This is a genomic window from Streptomyces sp. NPDC001634, from assembly GCF_040298185.1.
Lineage (GTDB): Bacteria > Actinomycetota > Actinomycetes > Streptomycetales > Streptomycetaceae > Streptomyces.
On the sequence record NZ_JBEOZU010000105.1, the window covers coordinates 1 to 19,558 of the forward strand.

Consider the following 19,558-nt stretch of genomic DNA (forward strand, 5'->3'; position numbering starts at 1 on the left):
TCGTCCGCCAGTACATCGAGCAGCAAAAACGTCCGCTCTAAAGTGCACGTCAGAACAGCCTTGAGATGCATACATCCCCGGCCTGAACGCCGGGGATGTATGCAAGAATCCCGGTAATACCGTGACCGCCAACACCAGTGATAGCGGCGCTCGCGCCGGCCACCACACTCACCCGGCGGGGCCACGATCACACGACGCTCAGCAATGACCCCATCCTCACCCGCGGAACGTTTCCCGGCACGCAGGAGACAACTGTCGGAGGGGATGGCAACCGGGAGACCGCTGCCCGCCGCTCGTGCTGCTGTCGACGGGAGGCCTGCTACAACACGAATGCCCTCCCAGCCAGTCAGCGGGAGGGCGTTCGTCATACGGTCACCAGGTCACCGGTACCAGTACCGCACCCTACGGTGATGCGAACACACACCTCGAAAATGCGCCGCATACGAATACGTGCCATCCCAGCACTTCGCCGTCGCAGCACGCGGGTGCGAGCTGTTCGCGCGACAGGCACCTGTCGTATGGTGTGCGCACGTCGCAGCCTCCGCCGGCACGGCCGTGACGACCGGCGCCGGCAGCGCTCCGGCGACAGCGAGCGTGGCCAGCCCGGCCCTGAGTCTGGTGAGCATGGTGCCCCCATGACCTGGTTGACGCAACCCATAGGGGCACCCCCCGACGTTGAACATCCCGTCAGGACGAGAGTCAGAGCGGCCACGGCCACCAACACAGCCCGGTGATCAATCGTTTGCCGCTTCACGAAACTCCGACGCCCGTCGCGGCCGTTCCGTTCGGCGATACCGGCCCAGCGGCGCCCGACCGCGTCATCGAGACGGCCGAGGGTTCGCGCTCATCACCCGGGGACGGTTTCGAGCGCGCGAGGTACGGGCACCCGTGCCAGGCTCGAAGCAAGAGCACTGTGGGTGCAAGTCCGAGCGCAGTGGGTGGCGGACGGCGAGCAGTGCGTGGCGGTGTCCGACGAGCAGCGGTCGTCCCGGCCCGCGCAGCGCGGCGCGGAGCCGGTGAGCGTGCCCTGACCGAGGAGGTCGAGTCATGACCCACAGCGGCGCCGACGAGGTGCGTCGGGCGGAGCAGGACGTGGTGCGCGGCAACCAACTGTTCGGTCCTCAGCCGAACGTGGCGGGTGCGGCCGGTTACCCCGACGCGCCGCCCCGCATGGGCTTCTTCACGGACACTTCCGTATGCATCGGCTGCAAGGCGTGCGAGGTGGCCTGCAAGGAGTGGAACGCCGTACCGGAGGACGGCCTCGAGCTGACGGGCATGTCGTATGACAACACCCAGGGGCTCGGCGCCGATAGCTGGCGCCATGTGGCCTTCATCGAGCAGCGGAGACGACCGGGGGGCCAGGAGTCCGGTGTCGGACACGAGGACGTCGACGTCTTCGACGCCGCCGCCCGCCTCGGCACCTCCGCCGGTGGGCGTACCGAGCTGCGCTGGCTGATGTCCTCGGACGTGTGCAAGCACTGCACGCACGCGGCCTGCCTCGACGTGTGCCCCACCGGGTCGCTGTTCCGCACCGAGTTCGGCACTGTCGTCGTCCAGGAGGACATCTGCAACGGCTGCGGCTACTGCGTCTCCGCATGCCCCTACGGCGTCATCGACCAACGCAGGGGCGATGGGCGCGCCTGGAAGTGCACCCTGTGCTACGACCGGCTCGGGGCCGGCATGGAACCGGCCTGCGCCAAGGCGTGCCCGACGGACTCGATCCAGTTCGGCCCCTTGGACGAACTGCGGGAACGGGCTGCGGGCCGCGTGGCGCAGCTTCACGCGGCCGGTGTCCCCGAGGCGCGCCTGTACGGCGACAGCCCGGACGACGGGGTCGGCGGGGACGGCGCGTTCTTCCTGCTGCTGGACGAGCCGGAGGTGTACGGCCTGCCGCCTGATCCGGTCGTCACCACCCGGGATCTCCCGGACATGTGGCGGCACGCGGCCGTCGCCGCCGCCTCACTCGCCGCGCTGGCCGTCGCCAGTTTCGTCAGGAGGCCGCGGTGACGGGAAACCACGCCAGGAGGCACCGATGACCGGACCGGACGAGACCCGCGACGGCGCCCAGTGCGCTGAGCCGGGCCGGGACGTCCCGATCGGAGCGCATGCGGGGCGCCGCCGACGGCGCCGTGGCCGCGGCGAGCAGCCCGTGGTGCCCGCTGCGCAGTTCTCCTCGTACTACGGCAGACCGGTTCTGAAGAGGCCGACCTGGGCGCCCCTCGACATCGCCGGCTACCTGTATCTCGGCGGACTCGCCGGGGCCTCGTCGCTGCTGGCTGCCGGCGGGCACGCCTCCGGACGACCCGAGCTGGCCAGGTCGGCGAAGCTGGGCGCGGCGGGTGCCGTCTCGCTGTCGCTGGGTGCGCTGGTCCACGACCTGGGCCGGCCCGTGCGTTTCCTCAACATGCTGCGCGTCTTCAAGCCGACCTCCCCGATGAACGTGGGGTCGTGGCTGCTGGCCGGCTACGCCCCGCTGACGATGGCCGCCGCGGCAAGTGAAGTCGCCGGCCGCTGCCGGCTCGTCGGGTCCGCCGCCACAGGGGCCGCCGCCCTCCTCGGCCCCGCGATCACCACGTACACCGCCGTGCTGATCTCGGACACGGCGGTGCCTTCCTGGCACGAGGGATACCGGGAGCTGCCGTTCGTCTTCGCCGGTTCGGGCGCCACCGCGGCGGCCGGGCTCGCGCTGGTCGCGGCCCCGGTCGCGCAGACTGGGCCCGCGCGTCGGCTGGCGGCGCTCGGGGCGGCTCTGGAGCTGGGCGCCTTCCGGCTGATGAAACGGCGGATGGGCCTGGTGGCCGAGCCCTTCGAGGAGGGCGGGCCGCGCGCGCTGATGCGCTCGGCGGAGATTCTCACGGCGGGCGGGGCGGCCCTGGCAGCCGTCGCGGGCCGACGGCGCAGCCGAGGACTGGCTGCGGTGGCCGGGGCTGCCCTGCTGACCGGCTCGGCGGCGTTGCGGTTCGGCGTGTTCCAGGCCGGAGTCGCCTCCGCCGAGGACCCGAAGTACACCGTCGTACCCCAGCGCGAGCGTCTGCGAGCCCGCGCGGGCTGACGGGCCGCGCCGGGCAGCTGGTGCCGGGAGCCTCCGGGCTCGGTCCCGGCCGTCCCCTCCGCTGACATCCGGAAGCCGGCCGCGCAAGGTGATGGGCCCGGCTCACCCAAACGGCGCCTGCGGCCCAGCCCATGCTCACGAACTCCCTGGCTCACGCTCGCCCCCCGGCCCCGGAGCACTCCGAGGTGACGGACCCAGCTCACCTGAACGGCGCCTGCGGGCCAACCCGTGCACATGGACTCCCCGGCTCACGCTCGCCCTCCTCCTCCCCCGGCCCCGGCCCCGGCAGCACTCCGACTCGCGGTCAGCGTGCCCGCACCGCCTGCGGGCCCGGTGCGCGTAGGCGTTTTCCGCTCCGGGGCCCCCGCCCGCACCTGCTCACATCTTCCGGCCACCGGCCCTCACGTTTCGGCGGTCACCGCGTGGGTACTCCGCCGCAGCCGGGACACGGGGGGCCGGAAGGAGGGTCGCCGGCGTTCTCCGGGGCAGCCGGGTGCGATGCCGGGTTTTGGTGTTCGCGGATGCAGTCGTCGCTGGGCTGCGGAAGAATCTTCCGCAGAAGAACCGGGTGCGGCCGGGCGCCGCCGAGGTCGTCCGGGTCGCCGGACGCGAGGAACCGGGCGGGAGGTCTGACTCATGGGCGTGCGCACCTGGATCGACTCGTGGCCGGTCTACCGCCAGCTCACGGGGACGGACCCCCTGGGCCGCGGCGCCGCCGCCAAGAGTGCGCGCAGTGCGCGGCTGGCTCCCCGCACCGCGAGCGCGGACCGCGTAGTGAAGTCGGTGTGCCCGTACTGCGCCGTGGGCTGCGGCCAGAATGTCTACGTCGAGGGCGAGCGGGTCACCCAGATCGAGGGCGACCCCGACTCCCCCGTCTCGCGCGGCCGACTGTGTCCCAAGGGCGCGGCGAGCCTTCAGTTGACCACGGGCGACGCACGCGAGCACCGCGTTCTCTACCGGCGTCCGCACGGCACCGAGTGGGAACGCCTGGACCTCGACACGGCGATGGACATGATCGCGGATCGGGTGATCGAGGCGCGGCGTGCCGGATGGCAGTGGGAGGTCGACGAGACCCGCACCCGGCGTACGCTCGGCATCGCGAGCCTGGGCGGGGCCACGCTCGACAACGAAGAGAACTACCTCATCAAGAAGTTGTTCACCGCGCTCGGCGCCATCCAGATCGAGAACCAGGCGCGCGTTTGACACTCCTCCACCGTTCCCAGTCTGGGAACCTCGTTCGGCCGCGGCGGCGCGACCACCTTCCAGCAGGACCTGCAGAACTCCGACTGCATCATCATCCAGGGCTCGAACATGGCCGAGTGCCACCCGGTCGGGTTCCAGTGGGTGATGGAGGCCAAGGCCCGCGGGGCGAAGGTGGTCCATGTCGACCCGCGCTTCACCCGCACCAGCGCGCTGGCCGACGTGCACGTGCCGCTGCGTGCGGGCACGGACATCGCCTTCCTCGGCGGGGTCATCAACTACGTCCTGAAGCGGGAGAAGTACTTCCGCGACTATGTGGTGGCGTACACCAACGCGCCCGTGGTGCTGCGCGAGGACTTCCGCGACACAGAGGACCTCGACGGCCTCTTCTCCGGCCTCGACTCCGACAACCGCCGCTATGACAACAGCAGTTGGCAGTACGAGGGAATGGAGATCCAGCCAGCCTCCGGCGCACGCGACCAGGACTACGACAGGCGCACCGGGGGCGGCCGTTCGGTGACGGAGGCGGCGCGCGGCGAAGCCCACGGCGCGGGCGGCGCGGACATCGGTGAGGGCGAGCCCGAGCGGGACGAGACGCTGGCCCACCCCCGGTGCGTCTTCCAGGTCCTCAAGCGGCACTACGCCCGCTACACACCGGAGATGGTCGAGCAGATCTGCGGCGTGCCCCAGGATCTCTTCCGCCAGGTGTGCGAACTGGTCACGGACAACTCGGGCCGGGACCGGACGACGGCCTTCGCGTACGCGGTCGGCTGGACCCAGCACACGGTCGGCGTGCAGTACATCCGCGCGGCCGCCGTACTCCAGGGCCTGCTGGGCAACATCGGCCGGCCGGGCGGCGGCATCCTCGCCCTGCGCGGCCACGCTTCCATCCAGGGATCCACGGACATCCCCACCCTCTTCAACCTGCTGCCCGGCTACATCCCGATGCCCCACGCCCACCAGAACCAGGACCTGGCCGCCTTCGTCCAGGCGGACGCCGCACGCAAGGGCTACTGGGGCAACATGCGCGCCTATCTGGTGAGCCTGCTCAAGGCCTACTGGGGCGAGGCCGCGACCGCCGACAACGACTTCTGCTTCGACTACCTGCCGCGCCTGACCGGCTCCCACTCCACCTACGAGACGACCATGGCCCAACTGGACGGCACCTGTAAGGGCTACTTCCTCCTGGGTGAGAACCCGGCGGTCGGCAACGCCAACTCCAAGCTGCAGCGGCTGGGCATGGCCAACCTGGACTGGCTGGTCGTAAGGGACTTCTCCCTGATCGAGTCGGCCACCTGGTGGAAGGACGGCCCGGAGATCGAGACGGAAGAGCTGCGCACGCAGGACATCCGCACCGAGGTGTTCTTCCTGCCGGCCGCCGCGCACACCGAGAAGGACGGCAGCTTCACCAACACCCAGCGTCTGCTGCAGTGGCACCACCAGGCCGTCGAGCCGCCCGGCGAGGCCCGCAGCGACCTCTGGTTCACCTTCCACCTCGGGCGGCTGATCCGGCGCAAGCTCGCCGGGTCCACCGACCCGATGGACCGGCCACTGCTCGACCTGACCTGGGACTACCCCACCAAGGGCGAGCTCGCCGAACCGGACGCGGAGGCGGTCCTCGCCGAGATCAACGGCCACGACGCCGAAGGCAACCCGCTGGCCTCCTACGCACAGCTCAACGCCGACGGCTCCACCGCGTGCGGCTGCTGGATCTACTGCGGGGTGTACGCCGACGGCGTGAACCAGGCGGCACGCCGCACGCCGGGCCAGGAGCAGAACTGGGTGGCAGCCCGATGGGCATGGGCCTGGCCGGCCAACCGCCGCATCCTGTACAACCGCGCCTCGGCCGACCCGGACGGCAGGCCGTGGAGCGAGCGCAAGGCGTTGGTGTGGTGGGACGAGAAGAAGGCGCGGTGGGTGGGCCACGACGTCCCCGACTTCCCCGCCACCAAGTCCCCGGACCACCGGCCGCCGCCGGACGCGACCGGCGCCGAAGCCCTGTCGGGCACGGACCCCTTCATCATGCAGGCCGACGGCAAGGCATGGCTCTACGTGCCGTCCGGACTCACCGATGGTCCGCTTCCGGCGCACTACGAACCGCAGGACTCACCGTTCCCGAACCTGCTGTACCGCCAGCAGCGCAATCCCGTACGGCATTTGCTGCCGCCGCCCCACCCCGACAACCGCTACCAGCCCAGCGCCGGTGAACCGGGCACGGAGGTGTTCCCCTACGTCGCCACCACCTACCGGCTCACCGAGCACCACACGGCGGGTGGCATGTCCCGCTGGCTGCCGTACCTCGCGGAGCTGCAACCGGAGTTCTTCTGCGAGGTCTCCCCCGAACTCGCCGCCGAACGCGGGCTGGAGCACACCGGCTGGGCGACGATCGTCAGCGCGCGGGCCGTCATCGAGGCGCGGGTCCTGGTCACCGACCGCATGCCGCCGCTGACCGTGCAGGGGCGGACCCTGCACCAGGTCGGACTTCCCTACCATTGGGGGCCGAACGGCTACAGCACGGGCGATGCCGCCAACGAACTGCTGCACCTGTCCCTCGACCCCAACACCCACATCCAGGAGACGAAGGCGTTCGCCGTCGACATCCGGCCCGGAAGGCGTCCCCGGGGGCCGGCGGCGGTGGAACTGGTGCGCGCCTACCGGGCACGGGCGGGCATCACCGAGCGCACCGGCACGGAACTCTGACCCGCCCCGGCCCTCACCGGAGCACGAGGGAGTACGGCCCGCGCGGTACCAGTTCCCCGACCACCGGCGCCCCCGGCACCTCACCGGCTACCAGCAGCCCGCCAGAAGTCTGGGCGTCGGCCAGGAGCAGACGTGTGCCGGCGTCCGTGGTGCCGAAGTCCGTGAAGGGCGCCACCCAGTCCAGATTGCGCCGGGTGCCGCCGCTGACGTATCCGTCCCGTACGGCCTCCCGAGCCCCGTCGAGGTACGGCACGGCGGCGGTGTCGACCACCGCGGTCACGTCCGAGGCCCGGGCCAGCTTGTGCAGGTGGCCGAGGAGGCCGAAGCCGGTGACGTCGGTGGCGCAGCTCGCACCGGCGGCCAGGGCCGCGGCGGAGGCGTCCCGGTTGAGGGCGGTCATCGTGGCGATCGCCTGCTCGAACCGCTCGCCGGTGGCTTTGTGGCGGTTGTTGAGGACACCGAGGCCGAGGGGCTTGGTCAACGACAGCGGCATACCGGGACGGCCGGCGTCGTTGCGCAACAGCCGTGCCGGGTCGGCGAGTCCGGTGACGGCCATGCCGTACTTGGGTTCGGGGTCGTCGACGCTGTGGCCGCCGCCCACATGGCAGCCCGCCTCGGCGGCGACGTGCAGCCCGCCGCGCAGCACCTCGCGGGCCAGGTCGAACGGCAGCACGTCGCGGGGCCAGGCCAGCAGGTTGACGGCGAGGACGGGCCGGCCGCCCATCGCGTACACGTCGGACAGGGCATTGGCCGCGGCGATGCGTCCCCAGTCGTAGGGGTCGTCGACGACCGGGGTGAAGAAGTCGGCGGTGGACACCACTGCCTGCGCCGGGGTGCCGCCCTGCGCGGGCAGGGCGACGACGGCGGCGTCGTCGCCGGTGGCCAGTCCGACCAGGAGCGGAGTGTCGGCCGTGACCGGCACGGGTGCGGAGAGGGCGCCGAGCACGTCCTCCAGCTCACCTGGAGGGATCTTGCACGCGCAGCCGCCTCCATGGGCGAACTGCGTGAGCCTTGGGGGGGCTTGGCGGGTCGTGGTCATGCCGGTCTCCTGCTCGCGTAGCCTGGCGGTCGGTGGAGGCGTGTGGGTGCCTGGTGGCCCTCCCGGTCTTCAAAACCGAGGTGCCCGAGGATCTCGGGCAGGCGGGTTCGATTCCCGTCCGCCTCCGCTCCCCGTGCCGGTACGGCAGCGCCGGCGCTGGTCGTCCACGCGCTCCGTGTACCCCTGGGCGTCCAGGTGCTCCAGCAGCGGCACGGCCACCCGGCGCGTGGTGTCCAGGGCCCGCCGGGCCTCGCTCAGCGTGAACGGCTGGGGCAGCCTGCCGAGCACGGCGGCGGCCCGTGCGTCCGCCCCGGGCAGCAGCACGATCCCCTCGGCCACCCGCAGCAGCGCGCCCGCCGCGACCGCGGCGGCCACCGTCTTGCGGGTGAGACCCAGTTCGGTGAGGCGGCTGGCCTCCGGCGCGCGGAACGGTGTCATCGTCAGCTCCCGGCAAACGGCGTCGACGGCGGCTAGGACGGCGTCCGGCAGCGTCAGCCGCGGGCTTTCGGAGCCGTACAACCGGCCCTGGTGGCAGATGAGTCGAGGCTCACCGGGTGCTATCGCCAAGGCGTCCACCAGCGACCGGTCGGGCAGGCCGAGCAGATGCCGGGCCGCCTCCGCGGGCAGGCCCGGCTCCAGTGGGTGCTCCTTCGCGTACCGGTCCACCTCGGCGGCCAGGCGTTCGCGCAGGCCCGTCCAGTGGGTCGGGTCGGCGAGCCAGTCTCCGGCGACCGGTGCCGCCGGGGGCGGCACGCCCATGGCGAGCAGCTCCGGGCGCCGGATCAGCGCACGGCGCCGCAGCTCCGCCGGGCCGTCCGGAACGCCGGTCATCGCGGCCAGTTGCCCGGCCCGGGCCCGCCCCGCGCCCCGACGGGCCAGCAGCGGCGGACGGACATCCAGCACCGTCACGCCGCACGGCAGCCGGCTGCCTCCTCCCGGTTCGCGCAGTACCGCACGGTCACCGACGCGCAGCGGCAGCCCTCGGTTCAGGATCAGCCGGGCTGTGTCCTGGCCCAACGGGCGGACGGTCACCGGGACGGCAGCGGTGCCGATGTGCAGGGTGACCGTCCGGGGCAGGTCGTCTGCAGGGTCGCCCACGATCCGGACGTCGACGAGGTCGGTGAGCAGCCAGCGCTCCGGTGCCAGCAGCGCCTCTCCCCGCCGGAGCGCGACAACTGCGGGCCCGTGCACGTTGACCGCCACGCGGGCCACCCCGCTGACGGCGGCGCGTTCCTCGTGCAGGGACTGCAGACCCCGTACCCGCAGCGTGGCCGCCCCGTCCCGCGTCACCAGGCGGTCCCCCACCCGCAGGGTGCCGGCCCCGAGTGTGCCGGTCACCACGGTGCCGTGCCCGCGCACCGTGAAGGCCCGGTCCAGCCACAGCCGTACGTCCGCGTCGGCGGGCGGGACGGGCAGGGTGCCGGCCAACCGCGCGAGTTCCACCCGCAGTTCGTCCAGCCCGGCACGGGTCACCGCGCTGACCGCGACGGAGGGCACGGCGCCGAGGGAAGTGGCGGCCATGCGTTCCAGGGCGTCGGCGCGGACCGGTTCGGGGTCGGCCAGGTCGCTTCGGGTCACCGCGAGGACGGCGTGCCGTACGCCGAGCGCGTCGAGGATCGCCAAGTGCTCCTCGGACTGCGGCTGCCAGCCCTGGTCGGCGGCCACGACGAAGAGTACGGCGGGCACGGGTCCGATCCCGGCGAGCATGGTCGGAACAAACTTCTCGTGGCCCGGTACGTCCACGAAGGCGAGGTGCTCCCCGTCGCGGAGCCGGGTCCACACGAAGCCGAGATCGAGGGTCAGGCCCCTGCGCCGCTCCTCCGCGAAGCGGTCGGGTTCCATACCGGTCAGCGCCCGGACGAGGGCGGACTTGCCGTGGTCGACGTGTCCGGCGGTGGCCAGCACCCGCATGGCGCCTACCTCCCCGCGGCCGACCGCACCGCCTCCGCCAGCCGTTCGTCGTCCTCCGGCGGCACCGCCCGCAGATCGAGCAGACAGCGCCCCGCCTCCAGGCGGCCGACGACCGGGACGGGCCCGGTACGCAGCGCTGCGGCGAACGACTCCGGCAGGGACAGGGCCGCACTGAGCAGGATCACCCCGGGCGCGCCGCCTCCGCCCACGGTCGCGGCGCTCTCGACGGACCGTACGTCGACGCCGTGCGCGCTCAGATCGGAGGCGAGCCGGTCGGCGCGGGCCACGAGGGCGGCGGGGTCGGCGGCCAGCGCCGCGGCGGTCGGGGTGGGCGGTCCGGTGAGTGTGGCCTCCAGGGCGGCCAGCGTCAGTTTGTCCACGCGCAGGGCGCGTGCCAGCGGATGACGCGACACGGCGCGGACGAGGTTCTCCTCGCCCAGGACGAGCCCGCACTGGGGCCCGCCGAGCAGCTTGTCGCCGCTCGCGGTGACGAGCGAGGCGCCGGCCCGCAGCTGTGTCTCGGCGTCCGGTTCCTGGGGCAGCATCGGATGGGGGGCGAGCAGCCCGGAGCCGATGTCGACGATCACCGGAACGCCCAGCGTAGCGAGTTCGCCGACGTCGGCGGCGCGGGTGAAGCCGGTGATGCGGAAGTTGGAGGGATGCACCTTCAGCACGAATCCCGTGTCGGGACCGACCGCCGCGGCGTAGTCGGCGGCGGTGGTGCGGTTGGTGGTGCCGACCTCACGGAGCCGGGCCCCGGTGGACACCAGGAGATCCGGCAGCCGGAAACCGTCCCCGATCTCCACCATCTCCCCCCGGCTGATGACGATCTCCTTGCCGGCCGCGAGCGCGGTGGCGGCCAGTGCCAGCGCGGCGGCACCGTTGTTGACGAGGTGCGCGGCACCGGCGGACGGCACGCGCTCGCGCAGCGCTCCCAGTGCCGTCCGCCCGCGGCGGGCCCGTACGCCGCTTTGCAGGTCCAGTTCCACGTCGGTGGATCCCGCGGCCTCCTGGACGGCTCGCCGGGCGGCCGCCGACAGCGGGGCCCGGCCGAGGTTGGTGTGCAGCAGGACCCCGGTGGCGTTGATGACCGCGCGCAGTCCGCTCGCCGTGTCCGGCAGGAGCGCGACAGCCGCATCGCCGATCCGTTCCGGCGGGATGCGGCCGGCGCGCGCCCGCTCCTGTGCCTCCCGGACCGCGGCCTTCACCGCGGGCGCGCCCAGCAGGCCCGCTGCCTCGGTCAGGCGCGGATCACGCAGGAGGGCGTCGGTGTGCGGAATCCGCCGCCGCACGTCGTCGTGCGGGGTCCCGGAGGCCCGTTCGGGGTCGGGCACGGGGGCGCCGGCCTTCCTGTCACCCGCCATCTCCGATGTAACCTGCGGCTCCATGCGGCCCCTGCCTCTCCGCCCGCCTCCGGCTGTCCGAGGGTGCCCATCGTCTCCCAATGCCCCTCAGCCGCCGTTCGACACGCCGAAGCAAGCGGTCCGCGCCACATCGGGCTGATTGCTCGTGTCGGCGGATTTCTCACGCGCAGCAACACGGACACGGCATGGTCACTCCCGCTACCAAGGCCAGCCGAAGGCCCACCTGCAACATGTCTTCACGGCCAGCGCCGTGAACATCGAGTGGCTCAGCAGCCTGCCATCGACCGAGGAAAGGCCCTCACCACGGCCGCCGACCACCTTCCAGACCTTCCTGGACCAGCAGGGCATCCCCCGGTCGAAGTCCTGGCGAACCCTCGGCAGTTGACCTCGACTATCAAGATCCCCGACAGAGTCGGGCTAGTCGAGCGCGGCTGTCGCGGCTCGGAGTTCGTCGAGTGTGTGGCGTGCGAGTTCGGTAAGCGTCTGTTGGTTGGCCGGATCGGCCCATTGGTCGAAGGCGTGGTAGAAGGCGCGGATGCCGATTTCTGCGGCGAGACCCGCGGTCGGTTCCGATACGCCGCGCTTGTGAAGTGCATCTGTTATGGCCGTGGTCAGTTGGCCGCGCTTGAAGGCGGCGCGCTCCTGCAGCTCGCTGTTGCCGGCGGTGACCCAGCGGAGCCTGGCGGCGAACTCGCGGCGTTCGTCCGTGAAGGTGGCCGTGAGGGCGTCGAGGGCCGCGCCGACCGCTTGCAGCGGCGTGGCAGGGCCGGCCGCTTGGGTGATCGCGTCGGCGAGGAGCCGGGCATGCACCTCCTGGCCGGCGAAGAGCACTTCCCGCTTGTCGGGAAAGTGCCGGAAGAAGGTGGTCTTGGTCAGGCCGGCCCGGTCGGCGATCTCGTTGACGGTGGTGGCGTCGTAGCCCTGTTCGGTGAACAGGTCGAGTGCGGCGCGCACCAGCCGTTCCCGCGCGTTCGGTTCCCATCGGGCCATGCGGAAAGCATAAGTGACGTTACTTGGTACCGTCACTTGGATTAGGGTGACGGTACCAAGTCACATCACTTCGCTCCGTCCGGGCGGGGCGCTGAATCCCAGGAGAGCTGTTCATGCGTGTATTCGTCACCGGCGCCGGCGGGCACATCGGATCGGCCGTGGTACCCGAACTGATCCAGGCCGGACACGAGGTCATCGGCCTGGCACGGTCCGACACCTCGGCCGCCGCCGTCAAGGCCATGGGCGCCGAGGTGCGCCGCGGCGACACCGCCGACCTGGACGGTCTGCGCCGGGCCGCGTCCGGCGCAGACGCGGTCATCCACCTGGCGTTCGACCATGACGCCCTGTCCCCCCGGGACTTCGCCGCTGCGGCCACTGACGACCTCGCCGTGGCTCGGACCCTCGGCGACGCGCTGGCCGGCACGGACAAGACCCTCATCGGTGTCGGCCTGACCCGCACCGGCGACGCGAAACGCGACGCGGCGATCGACGCCAACCCCCGCTCCGCCGTCGCGCGCGCGATCGCCGGGTTCACCGAGCACGGCGTGCGGGCCATGCTGGTCGCGGTCCCGCCGGTCACCCACAGCGCGCGGGACCGGCATGGCTTCATCCCCAGGCTGATCAGGATCGCCCGCGACTCGGGCAGGTCGGCCTACGTCGGCGACGGCACCAACCACTGGGCCGCCGGGCACACCCTGGACGTCGGCCGCCTCTTCCGGCTCGCGTTGGAGAACGCCCCCGTCGGATCCCAGCTGTACGCCGCGGCCGAGGAGGGCATCCCGGTACGCGAGATCGCCGAGACCATAGGCCGCCACCTGAACGTCCCGACCGTAAGCATCCCCGCCGAGCGGGCTGCGGACCACTTCAAGGGCTTCCCGTTCATCACGCTCGACATCACGATGCCCAACGCGGACACCAGGCAGCTGCTGGACTGGCAGCCGGTCCACCCCGGTCTGATCGCCGACCTGGAAGACGGCCACTACTTCACCACCAGCTGACGCCGGCCCGCCCCACCAGCACATGATCGCCCGGACAAGTCCTGGCAGGCCAGCCTCCGGGCCGGGGCGGTTCCCGGACTTCCGCGCGGCTGTACACCGGCGCCTCGACCGTCCAGCCCGGACATCTCCGTCCGGTCTCCCCCACCACGACAGCACGGGGACCGGTCCGGGTACTCCGGCTATCCGAGAGGCCAACCCTGCGCTACTCCGGCGGCAACCGGCTCGCCTGCAGGAGCCCTGACCCGGGCCGGTTACCGGTGCGAGGACATCCGGTCCGGGCCCGGTCAGTGCAGCTCCACCTGCGTGTCCTGCCTATCGGCTGAGCGTTGCGGACAAGACGGTCCGGCCCGGAGTCATGGCTGGTGACTCCGGGCCGGACCGCCGCGAGGCGTCCTGCGCTCGGGTCCGCCACGACCTGCTGCTTGCGCACGCACCCGACCCTCTTCCCGAAGCCCTCCGCGACGCCATCTGCGGCAGTACTGGGAGGTGGCCATCGAGCCACTGTGGCCGCAGAAGCGACTGGTTCTGGAAGCCGACATGACCTACCGCGCCCGCCGGCGCGCCCTGGGGGGCGCCCGGCTGCTGTTCGCCGACATGCACCAGAACCTGCGCTGGCAAGGCGGAGAGTTCTATATCCACAAGATGATCGCCCTCGTCCACGCCGGAGCCCGCTTCGAACGAGGACACCTCGTCGAACGCCCCGAAGCTCACGCGGCCTGACACACCTCAACCGATCCCGTGTCCGTGCCGGCGATTAGTGTCGGCAACATGCACGAGTCCGGAGGGGCAGTCATGGCTGAGGATCCGATCGACCTGATCCACCTGGAGGGGGAGGGCAATAGCATCATTCTCCGGATCGCGGGGAATGAGGAGCGGAAGCGTCCCACCGAGCCCGATGCCCTGGTCGGAGAGTTCCTTGTCGATACGCCCTTCGTCCGTGGCACCCTCAAGACCTGGATCTTCCCCGAGGACCTGCGGCAGTGGCAGCAGGCCCTGGACGCGCTCGACGCGGGACAGGACATCGCCTGGCGCGAGGGGCAACGCAGTCCGTGGCTGTTCATCGAACTCGACGAGGACGATGACCGGTGCCAGGTCACGATCAAGGACCACTCAATGTCCCTGACGACGGTGACGGTCATCGTCCCACTGGTCGATGCCTGGTTCAACGATGCATACCGACGCCTTGACTTGGTATGGGAAACCTGGCCCATGACCGAAGACTGAACCATGGCCAACGCCATGGCTTGATCCACAGATCTTGACTATTGCTCGTAGTGGAGCCGGCGATGGCCTGCGGTAGCAGAGAGAATTCACGCAACGATCAGCCGTACAACGGAACTTCACGAGGACGGGAGCCGGGGACCGTGGGGCAAAAGAACCTGATCTTTGGGGGCACGTTCAACGGCCCAGTCATCATGGGGCGCGACTTCTCTTCGATAGCCCTTGGTGCCGACGGCCACCCCTCGGATGTCCCCTCCGGCCAGCTGATTCATCAACTGCGAGACGCCATTGCGTTCGAGGTGCACCCCGCCATCGACATTCCCCGTGGTACCGATGGCACGGACCTGCCGCTCTACGTTGCCCGCAGCCACGACAGCGAACTGTACGCGGTCGTTGAACAGGCCGCTGAGGGATCAAGCACGGCCGCGGTGCTGGTGGGAGGATCTGCCTGCGGTAAGACGAGGGCGTGCTGGGAGGCGGTGCACCAGCTTCCCGACGAGTGGAGATTGTGGCATCCCATTCAGCCAACGCGCCCGGGAGCGCTCCTGGATGGCATCGGGTCCGTTCAGCCACGCACGGTGGTGTGGCTGAACGAGGCTCAGCACTACCTGCTGACTCCGGGCAGCGACACTGGGGAGCGAGTCGCGTCAGCACTTCGGGAGTTGCTTCGTGACCCCGACCGCGCACCGGTACTGATCCTGGGAACACTCTGGCCCGAGTACTGGTCGACCCTGACAACCCCTCCGGACACCGGAAACCCGGCTGACCCACACGCGCAGGCCAGGGCCCTGCTTACCGGCACCGGCATCGCTGTGCCCGACACCTTTGACGGGAACGACCTCGACGAACTCAACGCCGCAGCCGACGCCGACCCACGGCTGCAGAAGGCTCTTCGGAATGCCCAGCACGGCGAGATCACCCAGTACCTTGCCGGCGTCCCTGCACTGTTGGAGCGCTACCGCACCGCCAGCCCCGGAGCAAAAGCCGTCATCCATGCCGCAATGGACGCGCGACGGCTCGGACACTCTGAAGGTCTCCCGCTGCCGTTCCTGGAAGAAGCCGCCATCGGATACCTGACAGACCAACAGTTCGACAACGTCAGCGAGAACTGGCTCGAGGAGTCCCTGGCGTACCTGGCCGCTCCGACACGCGGCGCCCGCGGTGCTCTTACCCGTATGCGGTCCCGACCTGGGCAGACGGATCCTGATCCGTTGCGCTACCGGCTTGCCGACTACCTTGACCAGACCGGCCAGAGTCAGCGCCGCAGCCTCTGCCCACCCCAGGGGTTCTGGAACGCCGCACTGAACCACCTCTCAGCCTCCGATGATCTTCTCGCTCTTGGCAGAGCCGCCGAGGAACGCTGGCGACTACGCCTCGCTTCCGCCCTCTACACCAAGGCCGCCGCCGTTGGCCAAGTTCAGGGGCTCGCCGCTGCAGCACAGCTGCTGGACCGGGTGGGCGAGAAAGCGACAGCCCAGCAGCTATTCCAGCAGGCAGCCGCAGCCGGACACGCAGGAGCAATGGTGCGACTGGCCGAGGAACGAGCGCGGGCGGCCGACCACGAGGAAGCCGCACGCTTCTACTCAGCCGCCGCCGACGCGGGCAACACCGCCGCCCTCGTAGCCCTCTCCCACATACGCGAAGCGGCAGGGCAGCACAAAGAGGCTGAGCGTCTCGCTGTTCAAGCCGGCCAAAGGGGAGAGCAGAAAGCCCTGGTCAGCCTCGCCCGCAGCCGCAGCCGGAACCCGGACTTCCCGGCCACGGAGGAAGAGCGTCTTCTCCGCCTCGCCGGCGGGAAAGAAGTGGCGCAACTCGCGCAACGTCGCCTCCGTGCAGGCGATCTCACCGAAGCTGAACGCCTCGCCACAGAAGCAGCACGCATGGGTTCTTCGGGGGCCCTCAGCCGCGTCGCCCGTGCACACCGTTTGGCCGGAAATGTCAAAGCAGCCGAACAGCTGTACCGGCAGGCCATCCAGTCCGGCGCCACAAGCATGGTCGGCGACAGCCCATACGAGGAACTGGCGAGGATACGAGAAGAGGCAGGCGATCTCCAGGAAGCCGAACAGCTGTACAGGATCGGTGCGGAGAAGTCAGCCACCTTCCTTCTCCCCTATCTTCGCGGAAACATCCCGTCCGCTACCCGCAAGCGGATCGCCGAGAGCATGCGGCACGCAGCCGAAGGAACAGCACTGCTCAACATGGCTCTCATGCGAGAGCGTTTGGGCGACGAGCCCGAAGCTGAGCGCCTGCACCGATTGGCCGGCGACCGAGCTCTGAGGCGGCTCATCACGGCGAGGGACGAAGCCGGTGACACAAGCGAAGCAGAACGGCTTGCACTTCAAGCAGCCGCCAAAGGCGACCCCGCCCCCTTGAGGAAGCTGGCCGAACGACGCCGCAAGAACGGGGACATCGCAGCCGAGAAGCGCCTCTACCACCTCGCTGCGGAAGCAGGCGACAAACGGTCTCAGCGAGAACTCGGCCGCCTGCTGCGCGACTCCGGCGACAACGAAGGCGCAAAGAAGGCCCTGAAGCTCGCCGTCAACGCCGGCGACCGAGAAGCCCGACACACTCTCGCCCAGCTCTACGAATCAAATGGAGACACGCACCTGGCCGAAGACCTCGCGCGACAAGCCACGAACGAGGGCGACGCACGCATCCTCAGCCGTCTCGCGCGAAGGAGAAGCCGAAACGACCCCAGATGGCAACAACTACTCCGTTACGGCATAGAGCCCGATGGCAGCGTATCCGCCCCATGGACGCCATAGTCACCAACACCGTTGCACTGACGCTTGCAGCGGTTCGCAAATCCGCTCCCGAAGAACGCGCCCGATCTGTCTGGGGACGCTGTCGGGCCCGGGACACAATTGTCGCATCGGCGCCCTGCGCAACCCGGCCTCTCGTAGCGTGTCCACTCCTGGTGAAGCACGAGATACCGAAGGTGGTACAGCATGGATCCGACTTCGGTGGCGTTGCTCGCGGCGCCGGCAGGGGGCGCCGGCGGTGAGCTCGGCCGGCAGGCCTGGGTGGGCCTGACCACGCTGGTGCGCCGCCCGTTCACGCGTGGCCAGGATGAATCCGTACAGACTCCAGCCGTCAGTTCCGGGGAGACGGAGCTGGTCAGGCTTCAGGAGGCGCCAGGGGATGCAGCGCGTGCGCAGGCGCTGAGCACCGCTTTGGCGGTGCGGGCCGCGGTGGATGCAGAGTTCTCTACCGACCTGCAGCAGTGGCACGAGCAGGCGAAGCTCGTACGTACCGGCGACGGTGAGGTCCACAACACGATCAGCGGCGGCACCCAGCATGGCCGGTACTGCAGGGCCGCGACATCACCGTGGTGCTGCCCTCAAAGGTCACGCCAGCGCTCTCCGGTCTCCCCACTCCCTCTGCCACGTTCACCGGACGCGACGCACACGTAGAGGAGCTGCTTCACGCACTGGCCCCCCGCAAGGAGCAGCAGGCGGTGCCGCAGCCGTCACGGATAGCGGTGGCGGCTCGGGCTGGTGTCGGCAAGACCGAGCTGGTCGTCCAGGTCGCCGCACGCGCCCTGTGCGAACCGAACTCGTTCCCGGGCGGAGTACTGTTCATCGACCTGCTCGGTTACGACCCCGAACGCCAGCTCTCCCCCGAACGCGTTCTGGACGGGTTTCTGCGCGCTCTGGGCATTTCCGGCGAACACCTCCCCGACGGCCTGCAGGACCTGCAGCGGCTGTACCGCAGTGTGCCGGCTGCCCTCGCCCACAAGGGTCGACGGATCCTGGTGGTCGTAGACAACGCTTCCAGTACCGACCAGGTAACTCCGCTGTTGCCCACCGACGGGATGACCGCCGTCCTGACCACCTCCCGCCACACCCTCAACATCGACGCCCGCCTGCACGACCTGAACGTCCTCGACACCAATGAAGACCCGCCATCCTGATTTCTGCTGGTCGGCGGGGCTGGTGTGCCGTCTCGGTGGGGTCCTCGTGCTGGGCAGGGTGGAGATCGATACACGTGATCGTCCGTCAAGGGCGTCTTCTGCGCTTCCCGGGTGCGGACCTCGGCTTGCTGCGTAGCTTCTGCGCGGGAGGGATCTTCATCGTGGACGTGCTGACGTGGACGGTCGAGCGGCGGATGCAGCTGCGGGATCGCGCCGAGCTGCTGCGCAAGGAACTGGCGGGGATCGAGGCGGAGGTGGCCCGGCTGGAGGTCGCCGAGGTGGTGTTCGGGCAGTGGGCCGAGGCGACCGACGGTGGGCGGCGGCCGTCGGGCATCGTGTCGCCGGATCCGGAGCCGGAGCCGAAGTGGGTGGTGGCCGGGCCGGGTGCGGGCGGAATGCGGCTGGTGCCGGACCGGGCCGAGGGCATGGGGGCGGAGGTCCTGCCCCCTGAGTACCGGCGGATCATGGAGATCGTGGCCGGTGCGGGTGGGCCGGTGATGGCCAAGGACGTCGCGATCGCGCTGGGCCGGGACACGACGCCGGCGAAGGCCGACCTCGGCTTCGTCGGCCTGGACGAGGACCCCGACGACCCGGTGATCATCAGCGGCCGCAAGGCCACCCGCAACCACCGCCTCACCGACTCCGAGAAGGAAGCGAACCGCCTGCTCAACCGCGAACGCGCCGCCGTCGAGCACGGCTTCGCGAACCTGAAGTCCTGGCGCCCTCTCACCAAGGTCCGCATGAACGCCCGGCACGCGACCACCCTCCTGCGGGCCCTGCTCGTCCTGGCGAACACCGAAGTCCACAGGTGACAGACGATCTCCCGCGGAAGATCACGCCCCTGACCGGCGTGAGCACGTCACCGCGGGCCCACACCAGCCCCGTGAACTGAGAATCCGGATGAAAACATCTCAATGCGGCTGCAACACGTCGGGAGGCGGGAGGGCGCGCGCCACTGCGGCAGCAGCCCGGCGGCGAAAGCATGAGCGACCGCCGCTGAGCCCGTCACCCGTGCCAGTCCTCGCCCGCGCCCTTCTGGCGCCGTCAGTACGCCGATATGGGCCGTCCGCCTCGGCCAGGCCCGATATCCCGCAGCAGCAACCACCTGGCCATGCTCGCGGACCACGAACGCGGGCGCCCAGTCATCTGATCACCTATCGGACGGACCAC

At 70.4% G+C, this 19,558-nt stretch carries 14 protein-coding genes, 1 tRNA gene and 2 pseudogenes; 11 read left to right on the top strand and 6 right to left on the bottom strand.

Going from position 1 to position 19,558, the window contains the following annotated elements:
* Positions 1 to 380: 380 nt before the first annotated feature.
* A complete protein-coding gene (locus ABT186_RS41145; RefSeq protein ID WP_351237888.1) occupies positions 381 to 683 on the bottom strand; it encodes a DUF3761 domain-containing protein in 303 nt (100 codons plus the stop codon).
* A gap of 364 nt (positions 684 to 1,047) precedes the next feature.
* On the opposite strand from ABT186_RS41145, the gene ABT186_RS41150 reads away from it, so the two are divergent.
* The 3 genes from ABT186_RS41150 to fdh all read left to right on the top strand — a co-directional run bounded on the left by ABT186_RS41150 (position 1,048) and on the right by fdh (position 6,952).
* Positions 1,048 to 2,007 carry a 4Fe-4S dicluster domain-containing protein gene (locus ABT186_RS41150; RefSeq protein WP_351237889.1) on the top strand — a complete coding sequence of 320 codons (960 nt, stop codon included), beginning with the start codon at positions 1,048 to 1,050 and terminating at the stop codon, positions 2,005 to 2,007.
* 25 nt (positions 2,008 to 2,032) lie between these two features.
* On the top strand, positions 2,033 to 3,052 hold the full coding sequence (gene nrfD, locus ABT186_RS41155; RefSeq protein WP_351929471.1) for an NrfD/PsrC family molybdoenzyme membrane anchor subunit: 1,020 nt from the start codon (positions 2,033 to 2,035) through the stop codon (positions 3,050 to 3,052).
* A 636-nt stretch (positions 3,053 to 3,688) separates the two neighbouring features.
* Complete coding sequence (gene fdh, locus ABT186_RS41160) at positions 3,689 to 6,952, top strand: formate dehydrogenase (RefSeq protein WP_351237336.1); 3,264 nt, start codon at positions 3,689 to 3,691, stop codon at positions 6,950 to 6,952.
* 13 nt (positions 6,953 to 6,965) lie between these two features.
* Here fdh and selD read toward each other — a convergent pair whose 3' ends face one another.
* Positions 6,966 to 7,991, bottom strand: coding sequence for a selenide, water dikinase SelD (gene selD, locus ABT186_RS41165; protein ID WP_351237338.1), 1,026 nt, complete (start codon positions 7,989 to 7,991; stop codon positions 6,966 to 6,968).
* A 34-nt stretch (positions 7,992 to 8,025) separates the two neighbouring features.
* On the opposite strand from selD, the gene ABT186_RS41170 reads away from it, so the two are divergent.
* A tRNA-Sec gene (locus tag ABT186_RS41170) sits at positions 8,026 to 8,118 on the top strand.
* Between the two features lie 35 nt (positions 8,119 to 8,153).
* Here ABT186_RS41170 and ABT186_RS41175 read toward each other — a convergent pair.
* From ABT186_RS41175 to ABT186_RS41185, 3 genes and pseudogenes are all read right to left on the bottom strand, one after another.
* Positions 8,154 to 9,902 (bottom strand): annotated as a pseudogene (locus ABT186_RS41175) (SelB domain-containing protein); the annotation flags it as partial.
* Between the two features lie 5 nt (positions 9,903 to 9,907).
* Positions 9,908 to 11,266, bottom strand: coding sequence for an L-seryl-tRNA(Sec) selenium transferase (selA, locus tag ABT186_RS41180; RefSeq protein WP_351929473.1), 1,359 nt, complete (start codon positions 11,264 to 11,266; stop codon positions 9,908 to 9,910).
* Positions 11,267 to 11,683: 417 nt separating this feature from the next.
* Complete coding sequence (locus ABT186_RS41185; protein WP_351237833.1) at positions 11,684 to 12,256, bottom strand: TetR/AcrR family transcriptional regulator; 573 nt, start codon at positions 12,254 to 12,256, stop codon at positions 11,684 to 11,686.
* Positions 12,257 to 12,369: 113 nt separating this feature from the next.
* Here ABT186_RS41185 and ABT186_RS41190 point away from each other — a divergent pair, with 113 nt between their 5' ends.
* The 7 genes from ABT186_RS41190 to ABT186_RS41220 all read left to right on the top strand — a co-directional run bounded on the left by ABT186_RS41190 (position 12,370) and on the right by ABT186_RS41220 (position 19,200).
* Positions 12,370 to 13,254: an SDR family oxidoreductase gene (locus ABT186_RS41190; RefSeq protein WP_351237831.1), complete on the top strand. Its 885-nt coding sequence runs from the start codon at positions 12,370 to 12,372 to the stop codon at positions 13,252 to 13,254.
* Positions 13,255 to 13,740: 486 nt separating this feature from the next.
* Positions 13,741 to 13,974, top strand: coding sequence for a hypothetical protein (locus ABT186_RS41195; protein ID WP_351231026.1), 234 nt, complete (start codon positions 13,741 to 13,743; stop codon positions 13,972 to 13,974).
* Positions 13,975 to 14,046: 72 nt separating this feature from the next.
* The gene (locus tag ABT186_RS41200; RefSeq protein WP_351231028.1) at positions 14,047 to 14,478 is read left to right on the top strand and encodes a DUF5959 family protein; all 432 of its coding nucleotides are present in this window, start codon (positions 14,047 to 14,049) and stop codon (positions 14,476 to 14,478) included.
* 140 nt (positions 14,479 to 14,618) lie between these two features.
* Complete coding sequence (locus ABT186_RS41205; RefSeq protein WP_351929475.1) at positions 14,619 to 17,240, top strand: tetratricopeptide repeat protein; 2,622 nt, start codon at positions 14,619 to 14,621, stop codon at positions 17,238 to 17,240.
* 183 nt (positions 17,241 to 17,423) lie between these two features.
* Entirely contained in the window at positions 17,424 to 17,888 is a 465-nt protein-coding gene (locus ABT186_RS41210; RefSeq protein WP_351929477.1) for a hypothetical protein, read from the top strand.
* 44 nt (positions 17,889 to 17,932) lie between these two features.
* Positions 17,933 to 18,388: a hypothetical protein gene (locus ABT186_RS41215; RefSeq protein ID WP_351929479.1), complete on the top strand. Its 456-nt coding sequence runs from the start codon at positions 17,933 to 17,935 to the stop codon at positions 18,386 to 18,388.
* Between the two features lie 74 nt (positions 18,389 to 18,462).
* On the top strand, positions 18,463 to 19,200 hold the full coding sequence (locus ABT186_RS41220; protein WP_351929481.1) for a hypothetical protein: 738 nt from the start codon (positions 18,463 to 18,465) through the stop codon (positions 19,198 to 19,200).
* A gap of 100 nt (positions 19,201 to 19,300) precedes the next feature.
* Here the strand turns inward: ABT186_RS41220 and ABT186_RS41225 are convergent.
* Positions 19,301 to 19,526 (bottom strand): annotated as a pseudogene (locus tag ABT186_RS41225) (GNAT family N-acetyltransferase); the annotation flags it as partial.
* Between the last annotated feature and the right edge of the window lie 32 nt (positions 19,527 to 19,558).

Excerpts from the sequence above, each read along its gene's own strand:
- ABT186_RS41145 (WP_351237888.1), bottom strand. The coding sequence starts at position 683 with ATGTTCAACGTCGGGGGGTGCCCCTATGGGTTGCGTCAACCAGGTCAT.
- ABT186_RS41150 (WP_351237889.1), top strand. The coding sequence starts at position 1,048 with ATGACCCACAGCGGCGCCGACGAGGTGCGTCGGGCGGAGCAGGACGTG.
- nrfD (WP_351929471.1), top strand. The coding sequence starts at position 2,033 with ATGACCGGACCGGACGAGACCCGCGACGGCGCCCAGTGCGCTGAGCCG.
- selD (WP_351237338.1), bottom strand. The coding sequence starts at position 7,991 with ATGACCACGACCCGCCAAGCCCCCCCAAGGCTCACGCAGTTCGCCCAT.
- selA (WP_351929473.1), bottom strand. The coding sequence starts at position 11,266 with ATGGCGGGTGACAGGAAGGCCGGCGCCCCCGTGCCCGACCCCGAACGG.
- ABT186_RS41185 (WP_351237833.1), bottom strand. The coding sequence starts at position 12,256 with ATGGCCCGATGGGAACCGAACGCGCGGGAACGGCTGGTGCGCGCCGCA.
- ABT186_RS41190 (WP_351237831.1), top strand. The coding sequence starts at position 12,370 with ATGCGTGTATTCGTCACCGGCGCCGGCGGGCACATCGGATCGGCCGTG.
- ABT186_RS41200 (WP_351231028.1), top strand. The coding sequence starts at position 14,047 with ATGGCTGAGGATCCGATCGACCTGATCCACCTGGAGGGGGAGGGCAAT.
- ABT186_RS41210 (WP_351929477.1), top strand. The coding sequence starts at position 17,424 with ATGGATCCGACTTCGGTGGCGTTGCTCGCGGCGCCGGCAGGGGGCGCC.